General features: G+C 69.2%; 17 protein-coding genes and 5 pseudogenes. 13 read left to right on the top strand and 9 right to left on the bottom strand.

From position 1 onward, the window contains the following. Positions 1–642 precede the first annotated feature (642 nt). A complete protein-coding gene (locus AC07DU_RS30665; protein WP_479114972.1) occupies positions 643–1,410 on the top strand; it encodes an NPP1 family protein in 768 nt (255 codons plus the stop codon). A 393-nt stretch (positions 1,411–1,803) separates the two neighbouring features. Here AC07DU_RS30665 and AC07DU_RS30660 read toward each other — a convergent pair whose 3' ends face one another. Beyond that, positions 1,804–3,876, bottom strand: coding sequence for a SpoIIE family protein phosphatase (locus AC07DU_RS30660; RefSeq protein WP_479114970.1), 2,073 nt, complete (start codon positions 3,874–3,876; stop codon positions 1,804–1,806). A 367-nt stretch (positions 3,877–4,243) separates the two neighbouring features. Between AC07DU_RS30660 and AC07DU_RS30655 the strand changes: the two are divergent. Next, positions 4,244–4,376 (top strand): annotated as a pseudogene (locus AC07DU_RS30655) (ISAzo13-like element transposase-related protein); the annotation flags it as partial. Positions 4,377–4,542: 166 nt separating this feature from the next. Here the strand turns inward: AC07DU_RS30655 and AC07DU_RS30650 are convergent. Beyond that, complete coding sequence (locus AC07DU_RS30650) at positions 4,543–4,962, bottom strand: MarR family winged helix-turn-helix transcriptional regulator (RefSeq protein ID WP_479114968.1); 420 nt, start codon at positions 4,960–4,962, stop codon at positions 4,543–4,545. A 92-nt stretch (positions 4,963–5,054) separates the two neighbouring features. Between AC07DU_RS30650 and AC07DU_RS30645 the strand changes: the two genes are divergently transcribed. The 5 genes from AC07DU_RS30645 (at position 5,055) to AC07DU_RS30625 (ending at position 10,884) form a co-directional block, all read left to right on the top strand. Continuing rightward, positions 5,055–5,876, top strand: coding sequence for an SDR family NAD(P)-dependent oxidoreductase (locus AC07DU_RS30645; RefSeq protein WP_479114966.1), 822 nt, complete (start codon positions 5,055–5,057; stop codon positions 5,874–5,876). Positions 5,877–6,853: 977 nt separating this feature from the next. Then, positions 6,854–7,375, top strand: a complete 522-nt coding sequence (locus AC07DU_RS30640) for a ricin-type beta-trefoil lectin domain protein (RefSeq protein WP_479115037.1) — start codon at positions 6,854–6,856, stop codon at positions 7,373–7,375. A gap of 655 nt (positions 7,376–8,030) precedes the next feature. Further along, positions 8,031–8,372, top strand: a complete 342-nt coding sequence (locus AC07DU_RS30635) for a hypothetical protein (protein ID WP_479114964.1) — start codon at positions 8,031–8,033, stop codon at positions 8,370–8,372. Positions 8,373–9,193: 821 nt separating this feature from the next. Continuing rightward, a complete protein-coding gene (locus AC07DU_RS30630) occupies positions 9,194–9,634 on the top strand; it encodes a hypothetical protein (RefSeq protein ID WP_479039128.1) in 441 nt (146 codons plus the stop codon). Between the two features lie 347 nt (positions 9,635–9,981). Continuing rightward, positions 9,982–10,884, top strand: a complete 903-nt coding sequence (locus tag AC07DU_RS30625; protein WP_479114962.1) for a hypothetical protein — start codon at positions 9,982–9,984, stop codon at positions 10,882–10,884. A gap of 614 nt (positions 10,885–11,498) precedes the next feature. Here AC07DU_RS30625 and AC07DU_RS30620 read toward each other — a convergent pair. Beyond that, a complete protein-coding gene (locus AC07DU_RS30620) occupies positions 11,499–11,672 on the bottom strand; it encodes a hypothetical protein (RefSeq protein ID WP_479114960.1) in 174 nt (57 codons plus the stop codon). Positions 11,673–11,755: 83 nt separating this feature from the next. Between AC07DU_RS30620 and AC07DU_RS30615 the strand changes: the two genes are divergently transcribed. Continuing rightward, complete coding sequence (locus AC07DU_RS30615; protein WP_479039244.1) at positions 11,756–12,049, top strand: hypothetical protein; 294 nt, start codon at positions 11,756–11,758, stop codon at positions 12,047–12,049. 17 nt (positions 12,050–12,066) lie between these two features. Here the strand turns inward: AC07DU_RS30615 and AC07DU_RS30610 are convergent. Next, positions 12,067–12,180: pseudogene (locus AC07DU_RS30610) on the bottom strand (IS5/IS1182 family transposase); the annotation flags it as partial. A 128-nt stretch (positions 12,181–12,308) separates the two neighbouring features. On the opposite strand from AC07DU_RS30610, the pseudogene AC07DU_RS30605 reads away from it, so the two are divergent. The 5 genes and pseudogenes from AC07DU_RS30605 to AC07DU_RS30585 form a co-directional block, all read left to right on the top strand. Further along, positions 12,309–12,611: pseudogene (locus tag AC07DU_RS30605) on the top strand (helix-turn-helix domain-containing protein); the annotation flags it as partial. A 236-nt stretch (positions 12,612–12,847) separates the two neighbouring features. Further along, positions 12,848–13,431: pseudogene (locus AC07DU_RS30600) on the top strand (transposase). A 448-nt stretch (positions 13,432–13,879) separates the two neighbouring features. Further along, a complete protein-coding gene (locus tag AC07DU_RS30595; RefSeq protein ID WP_479114958.1) occupies positions 13,880–14,278 on the top strand; it encodes a hypothetical protein in 399 nt (132 codons plus the stop codon). A gap of 210 nt (positions 14,279–14,488) precedes the next feature. After that, entirely contained in the window at positions 14,489–14,644 is a 156-nt protein-coding gene (locus tag AC07DU_RS30590) for a hypothetical protein (RefSeq protein ID WP_479039261.1), read from the top strand. A 62-nt stretch (positions 14,645–14,706) separates the two neighbouring features. Then, positions 14,707–15,471, top strand: coding sequence for a hypothetical protein (locus AC07DU_RS30585; RefSeq protein ID WP_479114956.1), 765 nt, complete (start codon positions 14,707–14,709; stop codon positions 15,469–15,471). A 98-nt stretch (positions 15,472–15,569) separates the two neighbouring features. On the opposite strand, the pseudogene AC07DU_RS30580 reads toward AC07DU_RS30585, so the two are convergent. From AC07DU_RS30580 to AC07DU_RS30560, 5 genes and pseudogenes are all read right to left on the bottom strand, one after another. Then, positions 15,570–15,650, bottom strand: a pseudogene (locus AC07DU_RS30580) (short-chain dehydrogenase); the annotation flags it as partial. A 112-nt stretch (positions 15,651–15,762) separates the two neighbouring features. Further along, positions 15,763–16,722 carry a terpene synthase family protein gene (locus tag AC07DU_RS30575; RefSeq protein WP_479114954.1) on the bottom strand — a complete coding sequence of 320 codons (960 nt, stop codon included), beginning with the start codon at positions 16,720–16,722 and terminating at the stop codon, positions 15,763–15,765. A gap of 297 nt (positions 16,723–17,019) precedes the next feature. Next, positions 17,020–17,226, bottom strand: a complete 207-nt coding sequence (locus AC07DU_RS30570) for a hypothetical protein (RefSeq protein ID WP_479114952.1) — start codon at positions 17,224–17,226, stop codon at positions 17,020–17,022. Positions 17,227–17,395: 169 nt separating this feature from the next. Further along, the gene (locus tag AC07DU_RS30565; RefSeq protein WP_479114950.1) at positions 17,396–17,767 is read right to left on the bottom strand and encodes an STAS domain-containing protein; all 372 of its coding nucleotides are present in this window, start codon (positions 17,765–17,767) and stop codon (positions 17,396–17,398) included. Then, positions 17,764–19,116, bottom strand: coding sequence for a PP2C family protein-serine/threonine phosphatase (locus AC07DU_RS30560; protein ID WP_479114948.1), 1,353 nt, complete (start codon positions 19,114–19,116; stop codon positions 17,764–17,766). The genes AC07DU_RS30565 and AC07DU_RS30560 overlap by 4 nt, the downstream gene beginning before the upstream one ends. Positions 19,117–20,106 lie beyond the last annotated feature (990 nt).

Raw genomic sequence — 20,106 nt, 5'->3', positions numbered from 1 at the left:
AGGGAGCCGATCTCGGGGAGTGCGGGTCACGGCTGACGCGCTGGGGGGTGCCGACGGCCCGCGATGGTTCGAGCTGTGGACGGCGCTGGCCCGAGACGGGTCCGCGCGGACGCGGGGCGGTCGGCCGCGGCCGACTGGGTGAGCGCGCGGGACGCGTGGCAGAGGCGGCGTCGTACTCCGGGGGGCACCACGATGCCTCCCGGGGGTCGCTTCCACCATTCGAGCGACCTCCACGGCCCGCACCCGAGGTCATCGTCCGAGGGTGTCCACCAGGACGATGGCCAGCAGGTTCAAGAGAGTCACTGCGATGACGCCGCCGATCATGAGCCAGGCCCTGCGCGATTCGTCCCTAGCTACGAGGCACCTCCTGTCGCTGCTGCACGAAGGCCCCGGACGGCCTCCCGACATCTTGACCTGATTCCGCCTGCGGCACCGTTCGGTGGCCCGCTCCGCGGGCCCGGCCCCGGCTCGACCCGCAGTTACCCGACCCGCGGTCCGACACCGGTCCGCTCGGCAGTGGCATGAAGCTGACGGTTACTCAATTGCTTTATGTGAAAGTGCTGTTCGGGCTCTTGCCGGACCTCGCTGGGTGGCGAATGATGCTCCCGGCACCATCCCGTCTGGTGGACCAGGAGGCATGTCGTGCGGACCTACCGTCAGATCGGGAGATCGCTCGCGGTCATCGGCGCCGCCCTCGCGTTGGTGGTAGGCGTCCCCGAGTTGGCCTTCGCGGCACCACCCCCGGCCCTGCCCTCGCACGCCGAAGCGATCGAGCTGACCTTCCAGCCGGCCTACGACTACGACCCAGACGGCTGCTACCCGACACCGGCGATAGGCCCCACCGGAGTGCTGAACGGCGGGCTCAAACCCACCGGAGCCCTCAACGGCAACTGCCGGGACGCATCGGACCTCGCCAACACCAACGGCTATTCCCGCTGGACCTGCAACAACGGCTGGTGCGCCGTGGTGTACGCACTGTACTTCGAGAAGGACCAGGCCATCCCCGGGGTGAGCCTCGGCGGCCACCGCCACGACTGGGAACACGTCGTGGTGTGGATCCAGGACAACCAGGCAAAGTACGTCGCCACCTCCGCCCACGGAGACTTCGTCGTCCACGCGCGCGACGAGATCCGCTGGGACAACAGCCACCCCAAGATCGTCTACCACAAGGACGGCGTCGGCACCCACTGCTTCCGTGCGGCGAACGCCAACGACGAGCCGCCCGAGAACCACCACCGGGCATGGCAGTTCCCCGCGCTCGTCGGCTGGTCGGGCTACCCCGCGACGCTGCGCGACACGCTCACCCAGGCCGACTTCGGCAGCGCGCACTTCGGACTCAAGGACGGCTCCTTCGCCTCCCGCCTGGCGGAGGCCAAACCGGCGGGCATCCCCTTCGACCCATATCTGTAACCCCTCCCGATACCGGGTGCGCCGGTGCGCCGGCGCACCAGGGAAAGCTACGACGGGTTCCCCAGGAAAACCGGAACCCCCGCGCAGGGGTACAAAGGATGACGACATGCCGGACAGTCATCAGGTGCCGCTGAGGTCCGGTCTGCGCCCAGCCGCTGCCAGACTCCGTCCGCCGCCCCGGCATGTACTGCTCGCGCTGGCGCACCGGGCGGGCCTCCACCCTCCGCAAGCGGCCAACCCCGGCGCCGGGCCGCGCCGTGGTCGCTGTGCCGCATCCCCAGAGCAGGCTCTGGATCCTCCTGGTTGCCGATCCATCACCCGAGCTCGAGGTCCACGCCCTCGCGATCGGCGGCGAGCGTCTCGACGTGCTTGCGGGGGGTTTGGGCCCGTTCCCTATGGGCTTGTGGGGCCGATGCGGGCGAGGAGCAGGGCGATGTCGTCGTCGGCGGATGTGGGCACGAGATGGGTGATGAGCGAGTCGCACAGGTGGCTGAGGGACCCTCGCGCAGGGGTGAGGAGGCGGCTCAGCTCGTCGAGGCGTTCGTCGATGTCGCGGCCGCGGGTTTCGATGAGGCCGTCGGTGTAGAGGGCCAGGAGACTGCCTGGGGGGAGGGTGATGTCGGTGGTGGTGAAGTCGATACCGCCGACGCCCAGGGGGACTCCCGGAGGCGTGTCGATCACATAGGCGCTCCCGCCGGGTTCTGCCGCGACGGGTGGCGGATGTCCGGCGCGGGTGATGGTGCAGTGTCCGGTGGCAGGGTCACAGACCAGGTAGAGGAAGGTCGCGAGCATCGGCTCGGCGAGGTCGGCGAGGGTGGCTTCCAGCTGGTGCAGCAGCGCGGTGGGAGACATGTCGAGGCGGGCGAGAGCCCGGACGGTAGCGGACAGGCGGCCCATGACAGCTGCGGCCGCTATGCCGTGGCCCATGACGTCTCCCATGAGAAGGGCCGCCTTCCCTCCGGGCAGCTGGAGGACGTCGTACCAGTCGCCGCCGACTTCGTTGAGGTCGCTCGCGGGCAGGTACCGGTGAGCCGTGTCGATGCCTGGGGGCGGGGTGATGTGCTGCGGCAGCATGCTGCGCTGGAGGATGACCGCTGTGTCGTGTTCGTGGCGGTACAGGCGCGCGTTGTCGATGCTGACGGCAGCCCGGGCGCACAGTTCACCGGCGAGGGTCAGATCGTCGCGCCCGTAGGGGACGGTGGTGCGTGTGCGGTAGAAGGTGGCGACACCGATGACGAGCTCCCGGGCGATGAGCGGGACCATCATCAGCGAGCGGACGCCCGCCTCGTGCAGCTGTGCGGGTTTGGGCGAGTAGCGGGCGCCGAGGCCGATCCGTTCTTCGAGGCGGGCGATCAGGTGAGGCCGGCGGGCCACCAGGAGGTGGGTGTAAGGGGCGGCCAGGGGGAAGGCGAGGGTTCTGCCGAGCGGGGCCAGCAGATTACTGACGGCGGAGCCTGTGAGCGGCGCCTTCCCCAGGCGCCGCAGGTCAACACCGCCGGCCAGACCCGCCCCCGGTTCATCGCCGCGGGCGAGGGCGTCCAGGACGTCGACGGTGACGGTATCGGCGAGGTACGGCACGGCGAGATCGGCCAGCTCCTGGGCGGTGCGCTCCAGATCCAGGCTGGCGCCGATGCGAGCGCTGGCCTGACTGAGGAGGGCCATGCGGCGGCGGGCCGCCTGTACCTCGGTGTGGGCGCGCTCCTGCTCGGTGATGTCGACCACGGAAGCGATCACGCCGACCGGTCGGCCTGCGGGGTCCTCCACCCGCACGTAGGAACACGACCACACGTGGTCGTGGTGGGGGTCGGCGGGAGTGCGGCCCGTACGGATCCGGTCGCGGACCGCCTCGCCGCTTTCGAGGGCCCGGCGCATCGCGTCTTCCATCTCCGGGGCGTTCACCTCGGGCAGGACCTCGGCGAGGCGCCGGCCCACGTGGGCCGACTCACTCAGGCCGTTCATGGCCTCCAGTGCCGCATTGACCTGCAGGAATCTCAGCTGTGTGTCCATGATGGCGATGCCGACCGGCGAGCGCGCGAACATCCCGTCCCAGATCGCCGACGATCCCCGGATGCGCCGGGTGGCGTGCGCGTCAGCGGCGAAGACCTGCACCGCCGACGCGCCGTCACGCCGATCCGGGACAGGACCCGCCCAGATCTCCAGCTCGAGCGGATGCCCATCGCGATGCCATGTGGTGACCGTTCCCACCACCCCGCGCCCGGTCGCGGCCGTCTCCCACAAAGACCGGCCAAGACCCGGGTCGGCCGCCGGATGCAGCAGATCCGCGATGTGCCGCCCCACGACCTCCGGCGCGCTGTAGCCGAGAAGTTCCTGCGCAGCCAGGTTCCAGCGCACGATCGTCCCGTCAGCGCCGGTGGCCACCTGTGCCAACGGCAGCGCCCCCAGCCGTCCACCAGCGCTCTGGGCGCCGCTGCTGATCAACCCCTCAAGGGGCATCTCGTCATGCATTCAGCCCCTCCTGCGCTCGGGCGGGCGGCCTACCGCCCTGCCACGGGTGAAGCACGGCGATGTCGGGATCCCATCGGGCACGCACGGCTGGAGCGGCAGTCAAGCGAGGCCGCCCGCGAAAGCGACCTGCGCTGCACTTGCTCACTACCCCATCGTCGCCCCAGTTGCGGGGAACCGCCCCCTGTGCACGACGCCCGCTTCACATCAGCGTCGCCCCGCCGCAGCGCATCCCGCCTGGCACAGAAAGCCCGACCCCCTCGCGGGCTCTGGCCGGGCGGCTCTCGGCTGGCGAAACCGCCGCAGCGGGCAAGGGATCCGCAAGCCCACCGCCCCGCCCGCGAAGGACGCGAAGGAGAGGTGCCTGCACGGCCGGGTCGACGTCGGCACCGATCACGACATCGCCGCGTTCGCGGTGGAATCGATCCGCCGCTGGTGGCTCGGCCAAGGCCGGGCTGCCCGCCCCGCGGGCGACACGGCTGCTGATTATGCGGCGACCCGGCGAAACCGCCGCGCGGGCATGTCGCTGCGGGCTCCGGGGCGTGGGCGCAGGGCATTTCGGCAGGACTTGGTCTGGGCTGTCGGCGGGGGTCCATTCCCACAGGCCTGGTGTTCGCTGCCGAGGGGGCCAAAAGTGAGCGGTGGGATCGCGGCGACACCGGGTCGCCGTCAAGTCTCCAGCACCAGTTGCAGCAGCTCGCGCAAGGATTCGCCCTGCTCCGTGTTGAGCCGGCTCAGCGGGGCGCTGGCGAAGGGCATGCTGGCGCGGAGGTCGGCGGCGACGGCGCGGCCGGCCGCGGTGGCGGCGACGAGCTTGACGCGGCGGTCGCTCGGGTCGGGATGCCTTTCGACCAGAGCGCGGTGTTCCAGGCGGTCGATGATCGCGGTGACGTTGGAGGGCTCCGCGTGCAGGTGGTCGGCGATGCGGCGCATCGGGACCGGGTCCTCGGTGGCGAGCAGCGCCTTGGCCTGGAGTGGGGTCAGCTCGTGGGCGGCGGCGGCGGTCTCGGACTCCTGTGCGTAGCGGCGGTTGATGGCCGCGAAGAGGCCGACGACCTCCCTGGTCGTCTCATCCGATGGCTTGGGCATGACTTCAGTCTACCGATGTGCTTGACACATGAAATATACCGCCCCATAGTTATGAACCATCTTAGTTATTGTCCATAAGTAAAGGTCGAAAGATGAACACCAAGACCGTCCTGATCACCGGCACCTCCTCCGGCATCGGCCTCGCCACCGCCGTCGCCGCCGCACAGAGCGGCTGGCACGTCGTCGCCACCATGCGCGACACCACCAAGGCGGGCGCGCTGCTGGCGGCGGCGGAGGCGGCCGGGGTGAATGTCGAGGTCCGCGCGCTGGATGTCACCGACCCGGCATCTGTTACAGCCTGCCTGGCCGGCCTCGACCGTCTCGACGCGCTGGTCAACAACGCCGGCGCCGGCCACCTTGGCACGCTCGAGCAGGAGAGCGTCGAGGATGTGCGCGCCGTCATGGAGGTCAACTTCTTCGGCGTCCTGCACGTCACCAAAGCAGCCCTTCCCATGCTGCGGGCGAGCAAGGGCCGTGTGGTGACCGTGACCAGCGTCGGCGGCGTGATCGCCCAGCCGTTCAATGAGGCGTACTGCGCGGCCAAGTTCGCGGTCGAGGGCTTCATGGAGTCACTCGCGCCGGTCGCGGCGACACTCGGCGTGGCCGTCAGCGTGGTCGAGCCGGGCGCAGTGGCCAGCGAGTTCGTCAGCAACGTGGGCGTCCGCGACTCCGTGGTGGAGCAGGCTGGTCCGTATGCGCCCGCGCTGGCCGCCTATCTGGCCCGCACCCGCGACGCCTTCGCCGCCGCGCAGACGCCGCAGGAAGCGGCGGCACCAATCGTCGAGCTGCTGGAGGCCGAGCAGCCCGCCTTCCGCGTGCAGACCTCGGATGCTGCGCGCGCGTTCATCGCCGTGAAGCTCACCGATGGCGACGGCTCGTCCGTCCAGGAGCTGACCAGCGGATGGATCGCCTAGAGAGGTGAACCTCCGGCGTCGGCACCTACCCCCGGGTTGCTTGCTCCCGGTGTCCGAACTGGGAGTCCGACGCTGGGCAGCGGGGTCAGCGGCGGTAGATCACGTTCAGCTCAGGGGTTACGGCGGTCATGGCTCATTGGGGTGTTGCGCCACCTGCCGGACAAGTGCGATCCGGGACCGGCGAGGACGACGGAGGGTGGGCAGATGACTCGCAGAATGCTGCTGAGACACTGCGGCCTCCATCGGAGACGTCGTGGTGGATCGCAACGGGCGGCACTCGTTATCACCATGACGACCCCCGTGACGGCGACCCGGAGGACGCGCAGCACCGCTCCTACAGCGGATGAGTCGACGAGGAATCTCTGCTCCTGGGCTGCTGCCTGAGGGCGCCAGGCAGCTGGCACACGGAACAGGCGTGCTCGCCTTCCCTCCTTGACCGGGCCCGCAAACTCACCGGTTGCGAGAAACATCTGGGCACCGGCATGCCACCCTTTCGCCGACAGCGTGGTCGCCGCATCATGTACAGGGAAATCAGGAGCAATGACCGCAGAGAGCAGCCCGCGAAATCCGTCCGCGAACAGCGATGCCTGTAACGGTGGAGACACGGCCAGCGATGTACGGCGCTCCTCTCCCGCTGCCGGCCCAGCGGCAGGAGCGCCTCTGCCCAATGTCTTCCATCCCACGGCACCGGCGCCGCTCGACGAATCCTGGATAGCCGCCTTTGCGGATGAGCAGGACGCGTTGGAACCCACCGCCCCCAGAGGCCACGAGTACAGTGGCCTCGCAGATCGACCGGAACAGGTGGCCGGACCAAGGGGATCCGTCCGCCTGAAATCGGCACGTGACCGCCGACTCCGGGCGGCACTAGTTGCCGGCGCGAGCGCTGCTGCCTTGACGGGCGCCGTGCTGGTCTTCCGCGACGACGAGCAGCGCCCCGAGGCCGGGATGCCTTCGAGTGGCGTGCGCTCACCTGTGCAATCCCCCACCCCAGGGCGCAACGGAAGCCTAGGGGCAAGTACAGCAGCGGACCTCCCAACCGCAAGGGCCAGCGAGTCACCCTCCGCTTCCGCCCCGACGCCGACAAGACGGCTGTACGGCACAGTGCTGCGCCTGATGTCTCCAGCAGCCCCCGGACGGTCGCTTACGTAGGTGCTGCGTCGGCGCTCTGCATAGCTTCCAACACACGATTGCACCTTGCCGGCTGCGACAGTCGAGCCACCCAGCTGTTCACCAATAGCGGCGCCTACGAGCTGCGGACCGCGACAGGCCTATGCGCCGGGGTATCCAGCGGCGAGTCTCGCGGTTCTCTCGTCGTCGCCGAAGAGTGCAACAGCGGCCAGGACCAGCGCTGGACGATCGCCGGGAACGGCAGCATTCATCAAGGAGCTCTCTGCCTGGACGCCTTCAACGGAGGGACCGAACCGGGAACCCTGATACAGCTGTGGGACTGCGGCGGCGGCGACAACCAGGACTGGCGCGCGTCTACTCCCAGCCGCTGACAGGCTCACGGAAACCTGAGCACTCCGCTGCCCGGAGGCAGATGACAGCTTGACCCGCTGGCGAGCAACTGGGGCCGCCAGCGGTCACGTGCCGCGCTGCCTGTTCTAGGGGCACGTCGCGGAACTCGTCGCCGCGGGGAAATTGCAACTGTGATTCGAGTGGGTGAGGGTCCAGTCCACCAGCGACGGCAGGTACTGCCCATCGCTCATTGCCGCTCCTTCCTTGTCCCCCCCGGGCGCGGTTGGTGACCCAGTCCAGATCGCGTACGGGTGGCGGCGCCCGCGCCTCGGTGGCCGGGGTGAGGAGAGCTCGCCGTGCCGGGCGGCGGGGGTCCCGGGTAGCGAGCGCCGCCGTCATACAGCGGGACGGCCAAGCCATCGTTGCGATCGCAGGACATGGAGGCATCGTCCCAGAGACGCAGCGCCCCGGCAGGCCCAGTCGGGCAGGCTGCTAGGGCATCGGGGCACCGGGTAGGCGGTGCGAGCGCAGACTGCACGCGATGGGGCCACGAACCAGATCGACGTCCGCGTGGAGGGAGCCTCCCAGGCGACGCCATAGGCGTGTCGCACTTAAAAGGGTATGAATCCCACATAACGTCCACATCTGTAATTTCCATCCAAAGGATGGGTAGCGCTCGGACGAAGAGGAAATGCTGTGCGCAAGCTTCGCAAGGCTGCCCTGGTAGCTGCCCTGGTCGGAAGTATCAGCGTGTTCGGTGCCGGTGTCGCCTCCGCCCACGGTTCGGACGGCAGCGAGGGCGACCAACCCGGCAACGCGACCGTCTGCAATCAGCAGGCCGAGGTCACGCAGGTGACGTTCCAGAACGGCCTCATCAATGGCCCGCTCCTCGGTAGCGGCCCGGCGACCGCAACGTCTCCCCAGCAGATCTGCAGCGGGAGGGACAGCCGCGGCCTGAATGGCGCCTCCGCCGCAACCGGCAGCCTCCTCAGCGGCCTCGTCTCCACCGCCGCAGGCCTTCTGCCCGGCGTCCTTTAACGACCCGGCACGCCCGACCCGGGTCGCGGCCCGGTTGAACGGTGCGACTCCAAAACCGGGCCCCGGAGAGGTCAAGGCCGACCGCCCGGAGCCCGTGGTGTGCAGGACGGGGTGGGGTGATGTCCGGCGGTGCCCTGAGGCAGGGAGCTCCTACGGGACCCGTCACCCGCCATGCTCTCGCCACCTCTTCGCGAGTTGATGCGTGTTGCGGTCAAACAGCTACAAACCCCGCCTAGTGTCCGCTATCTGACGCTCCGTCCGTCACGAATGGCAACAGATCACGACAGGGAGATGTTGTGCGTAAGTTTCACCGGGTTGCTCTGGTAGCTGCCATGATCGGGAGCGCCAGTGTGTTGGGGGCCGGTGGTGCCTTCGTCCACGCCTACGGCGGCGGGGATGGGGGCCCGGGCGCGAACGCGGTCGAGTGCGATCAGCGCTCTGAGGTCACTCATGTGGCGTTCCAGAATGGCCTCCTCAATGGCTCACTCCTCGGGAGCGGGCCGGCGAGTGCGACCGCTGCCCAGCAGATCTGCAGCGGGAGGGACAGCGCCGGCGTGAATGGCGCCGCCGCCCAGTCAGGCCCCGTCGTCGGAACCCTCCCCACCCCCACTCCGACGCCCACCCCCCCGCCCAGCGGTGAAGTGGTGTTCACCTCCGACGGAACCTTCATCCCGCCCGCGGGCGTCACGTCCGTCACTGCCCGAGTCTGGGGTGCGGGCGGCGGAGGCGGCGGAGGCGGGGCCGGCGGGGATTCGCCCACCGCGGGCGGCGGCGGAGGCGGAGGCGGCGGAGCCGGCGGCTTCGCCTCGTGCACCGTGCCGGTGACGCCAGGAACCGTCTACACGGTCGACACGGGCGAAGGCGGAGCCGGCGGTGAGGGCGGCGGCGGCACCACGTCCGGCGCTCCCGGGGAGCCGGGGGACGGTGCGGCTCTGATCGCATCCGATGCCTCCGTCCTGGCCAGCGCCACGGGCGGGCAAGGTGGTGGCGGCGGCGGCGCAGGTGGTCTCCAAGGACCAGGTGGGCCCGGGGCAGGCGGCGAGGGCGGCACCGGAATGTGCTCAGGAGTCGGTACGACCCTGCCGGGCGGTGACGGCTCCCCCGGCAGCGGCGCCACCGGTGGCGAGGGCGGCGTACCCGCACAACCCGCGCCCGACGGCCGTGCCGCAGGCGGCGACGGTGGCGCAGGCGCAGGCGGATTCTTCGGGTCGGGTGCCCCGGGCGAACCGGGCGGCGACTCCTACGTCGTCATCTCATACTGACGGCTCTTCCCTGCCATCCATCACTCAACGGTCATTGACCACAGGCCCTGGGTGAGTGAGCGCGCGTTCTATAGCACCCGTCGACCGCCCGGGGCCTGTGGCGTGCAGGGCGCGGTGGCGGTCCGGCTGCGCCCTGAGGTAGGGCGGGCTTACGGGGGGCCGGTCGCCCGTCGTGCTCTGGCCACCTCTTCACGAACTGAAGCGTATTGCAGACAAGGGGTTGTAGAACCTCACCTACTGTCCACAATCTGACGTTCTGTCGGTCAGGGATGGCAACAAGATATGGAGATGTTGTGCGCCAGTTTCATCGGGTTGCTCTGGTAGCTGCCGTGGTCGGGAGCGTCAGTGTGTTCGGGGCCGGTGGTGCCTTCGTCCACGCCTACGGCGGCGTGGATCCGGGCCCGGGCCCCGGCGCGAACGTGGTGGAGTGCGATCAGCGCTCTGAAGTCACCCAGGTGACGCTCCAGAACGGCCTCCTCAATGGCCCGCTCCTCGGGAGCGGGTCGGCGAGCGCGACCGCTGCCCAGCAGATCTGCAGCGGGAGGGACAGCTTCGGCGTGAATGGTGCCGCCGCCCAGTCGGGCCCCGCCGCCACCCCCACTCCGACGCCCACCCCTCCGCCCAGCGGCGAGGTGGTGTTCACCTCCGACGGAACCTTCGTCCCGCCCGCGGGCGTCACGTCCGTGACCGCCCGAGTCTGGGGTGCGGGAGGGGGCGGCGGCGGAGGCGGCGGAGCCGGCCCCGGCGTCGGCGGCGGAGGCGGCGGAGGCGGAGCCGGCGGCTACGTCTCGTGCACCGTGCCGGTGACGCCGGGCACCGTCTACACGGTCGACACAGGCGAAGGCGGAGCCGGCGGCGCAGGCGGTGCAAGTAGTGCCAACGGCACCCCCGGCGGTAATGGCGAGCCGGGAGAAGCTGCTGCCCTGCTCGCACCCGATGCCACCGCCCTGGCTATCGCCACCGGCGGGCAGGGAGGCGGCGGTGGGGCAGGTGGTGGTCCTGGGGGAATCATCCCCGGGGTCGGCGGCGAGGGCGGCACCGGAACGTGCTCAGGAGCCGGCACGGTCCAGAACGGCGGCGACGGTGCCCCCGGCATCTTGGAGGCCGGCGGCCAGGGCGGCCTGCCCGCTCAGCCCGCACCGGATGGCCGTGCCGCAGGCGGCGACGGCGGCAATGGCGGAATCGGCCCCGAGTCCCCCGGCAACTCTGGAGAGCCGGGCGGCGACTCCTACGTCGTCATCTCATACTGACGCCTCTTTCTCTGGAATCAGTCGGTGAAGGGTCATCGACAACAGCCGCGCCGGCCGGTGGTCCGGGAGAGCCTGCACCGGCTGGACCTGCGGCCTGACCGTCACCGGCAGCACCTCCCGAACCAGATCGGCGCCGTCCAGAGGGTCCTGATGGTCGCGCCAAGCGTGAAAGCCTGCCCCCGCTCCCGAAGGTCCTGGCCGACGCCTGGGACCGGGACAAGACATCCCGGGACAACATGGGCTCGCCCGCGCCGTGGCTCCGTGGCGGAGCCACCACACGGGCCAGCAGGCCCACACCCCGGTCCAAGCGGGGTGTGGGCCCGCTGAATGTTCGGACCCTACCGTCGGCTGGAAGCGGCTGAGCTACTCGCGCTTCCCCGATGGCCTGCCAAAGTCCAGGACCCGGACGCGTCCCTTGCCAACGGACGAGGAAGGGGCACCACGGGGCTGGGCGATCCCGCTCAGCCCCGGGTGTGCAACGCCCAGCGTCCCGACGTTCGACAGCTACTCGATCCGTTCCGGCGTCAGTGACGTGGCCCGGGCGCGCTGGTTCCCGACCCACGCACCAAGCTTCAGCGGTACGTTCCGCCGCGCCTGGCCCTCGCCCCGCGTGGTCAGTGCACGGTCGCGTCCGGGCCGGTGCCGAGTTGGCGGCGGGCGGGGGAGTGGGGCGCGGCCGTGGGCCCCTCGGTGGCCGCATGCGGCGCCTCGGCGGCGAGACGGGCCCGGCGGCCGGCCGTGGGCTGTGCGGGGCGCGGGCCGGTGCCCAGGGCGCGGCGTTCGATCATCCGCCTAGGAGCTGTCCGGCCGATCTTGATAGACCGTCTGCAGTATCTGTTGCCGTACGATCTCGGCAGTTGAGGGGGAGGGCATGGAAGACGTATTCGATCTGACTGGACGGCCACCGAGCGGCTGGATGCATGCCATCTTCGGCGGAGGGCCCTATGGCGAGGACGTCGGCCGCTGTATCCCCGGCCCGCCGGCGCCTACGACCATCACGGTTCCGCTTCCAGACAGCGGCGAGTTCGTCTACCGGCTGGTGACGGTCGGCTCCTGGTCCGATCCGAACGACCCCATCGCCCTCTACGACGACACCGGCCCGGTGCCACCGCCACCGCTGTCGGAACTGGAGAAGTCCTGGCTCAACCGCCGCGCCGGCCAGTAGCTTCAGCCGTCGAATGGTCATGACCGCAGCCAGATGACCAGCGACGCTGCGGTCACGGTGCCCAGGAAGACGTACCCGCGCTTGTCGTAACGGGTCGCAACGGCCCGGGAGTTCTTGAGTCTGTTGATGGTGGCTGTGTCAGTGAGCTCTTTCAGAGTGGCCACTGATCGGGTGACGGGCCAGCGTCCCGCAACTCACGATGCTCCCGTGCCGTTGAGAGAGACGCTCGACGTCTCAACTCAACAGCTCAGGAGCCTCGTTGGTTCCCCGTCCCGCCGCACTCGACTTGCCTCATGCTCTGGTCGAGTGGGTATCGATGCTTATCGTCACCCGTGAGGGTGACCGACGCTGCAAGCTCCCGCCCCACCAGCGCGCCCTCGTCGGCCTGGTCTACCTGCGCCGGCACGACACGCTCACGCAGATCGCCGCCGGCTTCGGCATATCCGTCGGGACCGCCCACGCCTACGTCACGGCCGTCGTCGATCACCTGTCCCGCCGGGCACCCGGTCTGCTGCGGGTCCTGCGCGAGACGGATCCTAATCACGTCCTGCTCGACGGGACGCATCCTTGTAACTGAGTAACCGTCGCGCGCCCATCAGCTCTCCGCCCTCTGCGCAACTAGCTGGGGATATAACGCTCTGAGGTTTGGCAACAGATGGGCGAAATCTACCATGGAAGCAGTGAGCCTTCTCAGCGTGTCCACTGATCGAGTGACCGTTAGGGTGCCCGCAACGCACGAGGCTCTCGTGCCGTTGAGTGACGTGTTCGAAGTCTCGACTCCACGGCGCAGGAGCCTCGTTGGTGGCCTATCCTGTTGCACTCGACCTGTCTCACGCTCCCGTCGAGTGGGTCACCATGCTCATCGTCACCCGTGAGGGTGACCGCCGCTGCAAGCTCCCGCCGTACCAGCGTGCCCTGATCGGTCTGTGTACCTGCGCCGCCACGGCACGCTCGCGCAGCTCGCGGCCGGCTTCGGTATCTCCGTCGACACCGGCCACGCCTACACCGCGGGTGTCGTGGAACTGCTTGCCGACCGGGCACCGGGCCTGTTCAAAGCACTGCGCGAGTCCGATCCCGACTACGTTCTGCTCGACGGCACCCTCGCGGAGCGCGACCGCCTGGGTGATGGCAGGGCCGACTACTCCGCCAAGCACCGCCGACATGGCGTGAACGGGCAGTTGGTGACCGATCCAGCCGCCCGGCTGCTGTGGATCTCGCCTCCCCTGCCCGGCCGCGCCCACGATCTCACCGCGGCCCGCGCACCGGTCGAGCGCGGCGTCGCGCGACTGAAGTCGTGGCAGATCTTTCGCAGGTCCCGGTGCAGCCCGAATCGAATGTCGTCAATCTCCGCCGCTGTCCTCACCCTGGAGCGGCAACGTTGAAAGGGCTCACTGTTTCGTCCGGGCCGGTGGGCAGGGACAGGATGTGGGCTCCCGAGCCCCGGAGGTCGTATCCGAGGCTGGTGAGTGCTTCGCGCAGCGGTTGCGGCGACTTCACGCAGGCGGGTGCGGCGCCATTCTTCGGTGCAGACGACGTCCAGGGTGGCGGCGATCTGTACGAGGTCGGAGGGCACCAGGGTGGAGGCGAAGACGGCCGGGTAGGGAGTCATCTTGAAGTACTCGACGAAGTCCTCGTCCGGGCAGGTGATGTAGCCGGCCCGTTTCGCGAAGGCTTTCGACAGGCTCATCGTGCGGAAGTGCACCCGCCCGGCCAGCCCCGCTTCCGCCAGTGTGCTACCAGTGGCGCCAAGTCAACGCGGCCGGCGTTGGATCCATGATCACCGGGCGGGAGTCCGACCTTCCGGCCGCCCTTCGACAACCAGGAGCCTGCATGTCGATCGCACTCGACTTCCCGGAGTTCCCCTTTGAGGAGCCCCCCGGCTGGATCGGCTGCCTGCAGAAGCCCTGGAATGGCGTCCTCGTCGTGGTGGACCAAATACCGTTCACGACCGGCGACAAAGTCACTTTCGACGTCACGGTCTGCAGCGGCACCACCGGACAGACCTTGGCCGCGAAGACCCAGGGCGTCGTGAGCGTCACCGCTGACACCACCTCCGTCAGCTACACCATCCCCTGGGACGGCCTCCTGGACGCCGTCGCCGAGGGCTCCATCACGGTCTTCTACACCCTCACCCCCGCCGACGGCAGCACGCCATCGACCTCGCAGGAAGCCATGGTCCAGTACTCCCGCCAGCAGCCCGACGGCACCGTCTGCGGTCCGGACAGCTGAGCCGCTTCGGGCAAGTCCTCGCGCCAGCGACCGAGGAAGCCCCGCATCGCCAACTGCGCGGGCGCCGGCGCAGCACCAGCGTCGCTCAAACTTCGATGTCACAGGACAACTGAGCGTCGTAGTTGGCCACTGAGCGTTCTAGCTGGCCGGAGCCGCTAAGCCGGCCGAGCCGGAGGCTCGACTGGTAACGCGCGAGTCCGGGAAAGGGAGGTGACCTGCGCCGAAGCGTTCCTCGGCCTCCTCCTCGCCGGCGTCACCACCGACATCGTCGACCTGTCGGTCCTGCAGACCGCTGCCGCCGCTGTCTGGCACGGTGCCACTGCTCCGTACGGTGGGCAGGTCCGGCTCCGTGCACCTGCTCCCTGACGGGATGGCAGGGTCCAGTACCATGCACTCCACTAATTGAACGTGCTCAAATCTTGGGGGCTTTGGTGGGGGAAGAAACGACGGGCCGCCGGCTCGCCGTCGTGCTGTGGTCGGCGCTCGCGGTGGAGGTCGCGGGGCTGGGGGGGACGTTCGCTTTGGCGGACACCACAAGGCTGGTGCCGGAATTCGACGGGACTCTCGTCTTGGTGTGCGCAATGCTCCTCGCCATGACCCTGGCGGTCCTGCCGATCGTGATCGTGGTGCTGACGCTGCGCAATGCCCGGAACACCACTGCCGTCTGGCGGGCAGCTGCCTCGTGGATCCTCGCGCTCGCACTCCTGGTCATGCTGGTCAGGGCGGGCTCGGGGCCCTGGGTCGTCTGGTGCGCCGTCGCGATGGCCGCCTCAAGCGCGGCCACTGTCCTGTGCACCGGCAGCCCGACGGGGCTGCCGATCCAGCCGCCCCGCGCCGCAGTCGCAATCGCCGTCGTCGTGCTGGTGGCGTCGGTCTGCGGCTCCTACTCCGGGCCGTACACGGACTATCCGGGAGTGTGGACCGCCTCGAAGGACGCTGCGTCTCTGACCCTGGCCGAGCAGATGGAGCACGGGGAGGGTGGTGAGTACACCCTGCGGGTCGGGACGTGCACGGAGCAGGGCAGATGGGTCTTCGACTACCCGCAGATGTCGACTTCGGTCCAGCTGTGGCTACACCGCGAGGGTGCGCTCGCGTGCATCCCGGGCGGACCCGCGACCCAGGTGCACATCGTCGACGGCAACCGGGCGGCTCCGGTCATCGCGCTTCCCGGCCTGCTTCTGACGAAGCAGTGAGCCGGCCGCTCGCAGGTGATGCTGCCGCAGCCGGGTAACGCCGCCGAGACCTGCTGGGCCGCTGTCTCCGTGGCAGTGGCGGAGAGGTCGGCGACGTGGACGATCGCGCCGCGCGCTGCAAGGGCCCGAGCCAGAGCCAGGCCGATGCCGCCCGCACCGCCTGTAACCAGGGCGACCATGCCGTCAATCCGGAAAGCCTGCCGGGCCGGGTGGGCGTGAATGAGAGCGGGCACGATGTCTCCTCCTTGGAGCACGGGGCAGGGGTCAGCCAGTGGAGGTCGGGCGTGGCCTTCACGGCTCCGGAGCTGCCAGTTGGAGTGGTGCGGAGAGCTCAGGGCCGGTAGCGAAGCGCCCGGTGCAGGCGAGCCAGTGCAGGGTGGCAGCCATGAACGTCTCCACCAGACTCACGTAACGGCGCAGTTCCGTCCTCCGGTCCCGCGGCAGGCCGGGGGCCGCACGCAAGGCACCAGCGGTGACGGCGAAGTCGACGCGGCGTTGCTCGATCATCGCGGCCACGCGTGCGAGGGCCGCTGCTGAGGAGCATCCGTACTCCCGGGCGACGACCGCCACCAGATTGTCCTGGCCGACAGCCGCATCGTCAGCCTGCGAGGCCAGGTCATTCGCCCAGCCCGCGACGTCGGCCACCGCCCATCGCAAGTCCCGTAAGAGAGTGGTTACCTGCGGCGCCTCCACCAGGACGGCATGGCCGGTACGTTCCAGTACGTCCAGCATGGGAAGCAGAGTGATCGTGCGGCGCCGCAACTCAAGGTAAGCGGCCAGCGGCAGCAGGTCCCCGGCACGGCGCAGGGCCACCTCCTCCTCGGAAGCGTCCAGGAAGTCGATGTAGTCAGCAGCGAAGCGTGACTTCCATGAGGCGGACATGCCAGTGGCTGTGCGCTCCCACAGTCGTGCCAGCACGACGGCGTGCGAGGCCGTCGCACTGGACAACTCAGCGCCGGAACCGAGCACGTGACGCAGCGGCGCGGTGAACGCCTCCAGCTCGCCCGGCATCGAGCCCAGGCCGTGGCGGTCGATATGGTCGTCCACCCAGCAGATGAACACCGCCCACTGGGCAGTCAGCGCCAGGTCCGCCGCATCGCCCTTCGGTAGAGCGCCGCCGGCCAGCACATCCAGCCGCATCGCGGTAAGGCGTCGCTCGCCCCGGGTATCCGCCACCAAGCCCCACGCTCGCGCCCACCGCAGCACCGCCTCCGACCCGAGGGCCGCAGGAACTAATGGCATGTCACTCATCCGTCGATCCTGTCAGACCACCGCCAAGCAGGAAGGACGATCGTTCCGATCCGCCAAGCCCCGCCGACAATGCTGGTAAATCGCTGGAAGCAGGCGCACCCGCATGGGGGGGCTTACCGGTTTCCCTGGTCGCCCTTCCGAAGCGCTGCGTGAGAGGCCCGAGGTCACTGTCGGTTCCCGCAGAGAAGGGACCCGCCATCTCCAGGAGATGGTCACGGTGCAGTCAACCCGGACCTCACTGTGTCAGGTTCAGGCAGCCCTTCGGGCCATGATTCTCGAGAACTCATCGAAGGTGACCTAGCCGTCGTAGTTCCGGTCGGCCTCCTCCATGAAATCTTCTACTCCCTCCACGTCCTTGCTGCCCACTGAGGCGAGAGCATTCGTGAGCCCCGGTCGCTGTTGCCCGGCCATGACACCCAGCCTCAGGTCTTGCCATTTGATGACGCCGTACCCGTTGACGTCGAGAAGGGTGAACAGGTTCCTCAGCTCTACATCAGACGCCATCACATACCCCTTTGGACAAAAGGGTCCACACAGTGCGGGGGCAGCCTTCCACCGGCCTCACGGCCTGCTGCGCCCTGCCGCTGCCGCTGCGACGAGGCACGCGCGGAGGAGTACCGGAGGCTGCTGATCGCCTGGGCCGAGGCAACGCGCGGCGCGGTCACCGTAGGGGTTACGCGGTGGCTGTGTCTTGGCTGGGGGTGTGCGCGACGAGGGCGTGGGCGGCGGTGGGGTGGGCGGGTAGCAGGGTGCTGAGGCCGGTGAGGTCGAGCATCCGCTGGAGGCGGTCGGGGACGGCGGCGAGGACCAGGGTGCCGTCGGCGGTCTTGGCGCAGCGGAGGATGCCGACCAGGGCGTTGAAGCCGGAGGAGTCGCAGAAGGTGACGGCTGCGAGGTCCAGGATCAGGTGGCGGTGGCCTTGTTCGATCAGGGCCAGTGCCTGGGCGCGTAGCTGGGGGGCGGTGGCGATGTCGAGTTCTCCGGCGACGTGGGCCAGGGCGAGGTCGCCGTCGGTGTGCCGTGCGGTGAGGCGGAAGTCGGTCACGATCTGCTCTCCGGCGTCTCGCCGGCGGGGGCGATGGTGTGGGCGGTGGCGGTGGCGGTGAGGCCATCCGTCATGTCGGTGAGGGGGACGGACAGGGCCAGCAGGGCGACGTCGTCACCGGCCCCGTGGGGCGTGGCGTCGATGAGGTCGACGGTGTCCCCTATGACCGCCGCCGCGCTGACGGGCGCGGTGCGCGCGGAAAGGAAACGGGTCAGGCCCTCCTCTCCGATCATTTCACCGCCAAGGGTGCGGGCCTCGGTCAGCCCGTCGGTGTAGAGGAGCAGTCCTTCGCCCGGGGCGAGGTGGATGCTGTGGGAGGCGAAGTGTGCGCCATCGAGGGCGCCGATGAGCATGCCGCCCTTGGGGTGCACCGCTTCGACTGTCCCCTGGCCGCGCAGGTGGTAGGCCGGGGGGTGCCCGCCGGTGGCCACCGTGACGGTGAACCCTTCCTTCTCGTGCGGTTCAAGGACGCCGAAGACAGCCGTACAGAACCGGGTGCCGTCAGCCGGGTCCAGCAGCAGCGCCGTGTTCAGCGAGGTGAGGACTTTGTGGGGGTCGGGGTCGATCAGAGCGGCGGCGCGCAGCGTGTAGCGGGTCAAAGAGGTCAGGGCGGCGGCTTCGGGGCCCTTGCCGCACACGTCCCCGAGGAAGAACGCCCACCTCCTGCCGTCGAGGGGGAAGACGTCGTAGAAGTCACCGCCCACGTTCTGCGGGGAGGCGGTGGCGTAGTGGCAGGCCAGCTCCAGCCCCGGCACCACCGGAAGCGCCGGCGGCAGCAGAGTGCGCTGAAGGGTGGAGGCGAACGCCTCGATGGCGCTCTTGTCCCGCTCGGCGCGCTGCCGGGCCTCCTCCTGCTCCCGGCGCCGCTCCTGCTCGGCGCGCAGGGCATTCAAGGCGGCCAGGCGCATCTCCATCTCGTCCAGCACGATCGCGGCCAGGTCCGCGAGGGTGGCGGTGTCGTCCTCGGTGATCAGGCGCGGCCTGGTGTCGAGGATGTTGACGGTGCCCAGCCGGTGCCCGTCGCCGGTGATGATCGGAGCTGCGGCATAGAAACGGACGCCCATCGGCCCGGCGACCAAGCCATTGTTGAAGGCGACGGGATCGGTGAGCGTGTCCGGGATCACCAGGGTCTCGTCGGACAGGATCGCCGAGCCGCACAGGCCCGGCTCCCGGCTGATCTCGTTGACGCCTTCCAGACCGTGGGCGGCCTTGAACCAGATCCGGTCCTCGTCCACGATCGTCACGCTGGCCACCGGCACCTTGAACAGCCGGGCCGCCATCGCCGCGACGCGGTCGAACGCACCGTCCGGCGGGGTGTCGAGGATGTCATAGCGGCGCACCGCGTCCATTCGGGCCGCTTCTTGTGCCGCACTGAGCGTCTGCCGCCCCGGAGTGCCCGCCGGGCCGGTCGCGTGTCCCGCTTGCGGCATCGTTTGCCTTTCCTTGCCGCGCCGGCCTCGGTGGCCAACGACTGTCGCAGCCTAGAGCGGCCCACCGGTCGTCAAGAAATCTGGGCCGGACGGGATGGCACAGACAGCCGGCCGCCTGCCCCGGAGATGGCGGACGCCGGGCTGATCGCCCGCTGCCTCGTGTAGAAGCAGACAGGGCCGCCCCTGTCACCGCGCGGTGCCAAGGGACCTTTGTGGTCGCAGCCCTGGCCCGGGACGGGGTTGAACAGCATCACCGCGCCCACGGTCCCGGCGCACTTTTCTCCGCCGCCACCTCTTTTGGTACTCCGCAGTCCCAGGGGCTCGTAATTAGAGGTTCTGGATCTCTGCTGGGCCCGGACGGCGTTGTCCGGCCGATGGCTGGACGTGTGTGGTCCGGTCGGTGTCCTGGTGACCCCGACGACACCTCCGACCGATCAGGTCTGTGGAATGACCGCAGGCGCCGTGGGCCGGCCGGGGAAGGGGTGCCCACCTGCGGTCAGGGCAGGGTGACGGGCTCGTAGCGCAGTGGGGTGGGGTCGGGGTTGGGCAGAGTTGCTGACCGGCAGGAACGGCCGCAGCCGTTCCCACTCGGCATCACTCAGATCGCTCCGCCCCATGTCCACATCAACGACCCGGGCACGGAGTAGTCACATGATCGGCCGGACAACTCCTGGGTCCGTGTCCCGTCGCGCCTAAAGGTTGAGGGCTTTCGTGACAGTGCTGGTGGCTCCGGGGCGAAGCCGCCTGCGCTCTGGTGGATCGATCCTTCGCCCCGGAGGGATCGATTCTTCTCCCACGGTCAGGGGATCGGATCGGCTAAGACGTCGTTTCTTATGGCGTGATCGTTCGTTGGACCGTGCATGAAGGACTTGGTTGAGCGGCTGGTCCCGGATGAGCTGTGGGTGTTGT

It is taken from the genome of Streptomyces sp. NPDC045695 (genome assembly GCF_056432025.1).
Note: the sequence above shows the minus strand (reverse complement) of the source record. Positions and strands in the feature narration are given on the sequence as shown.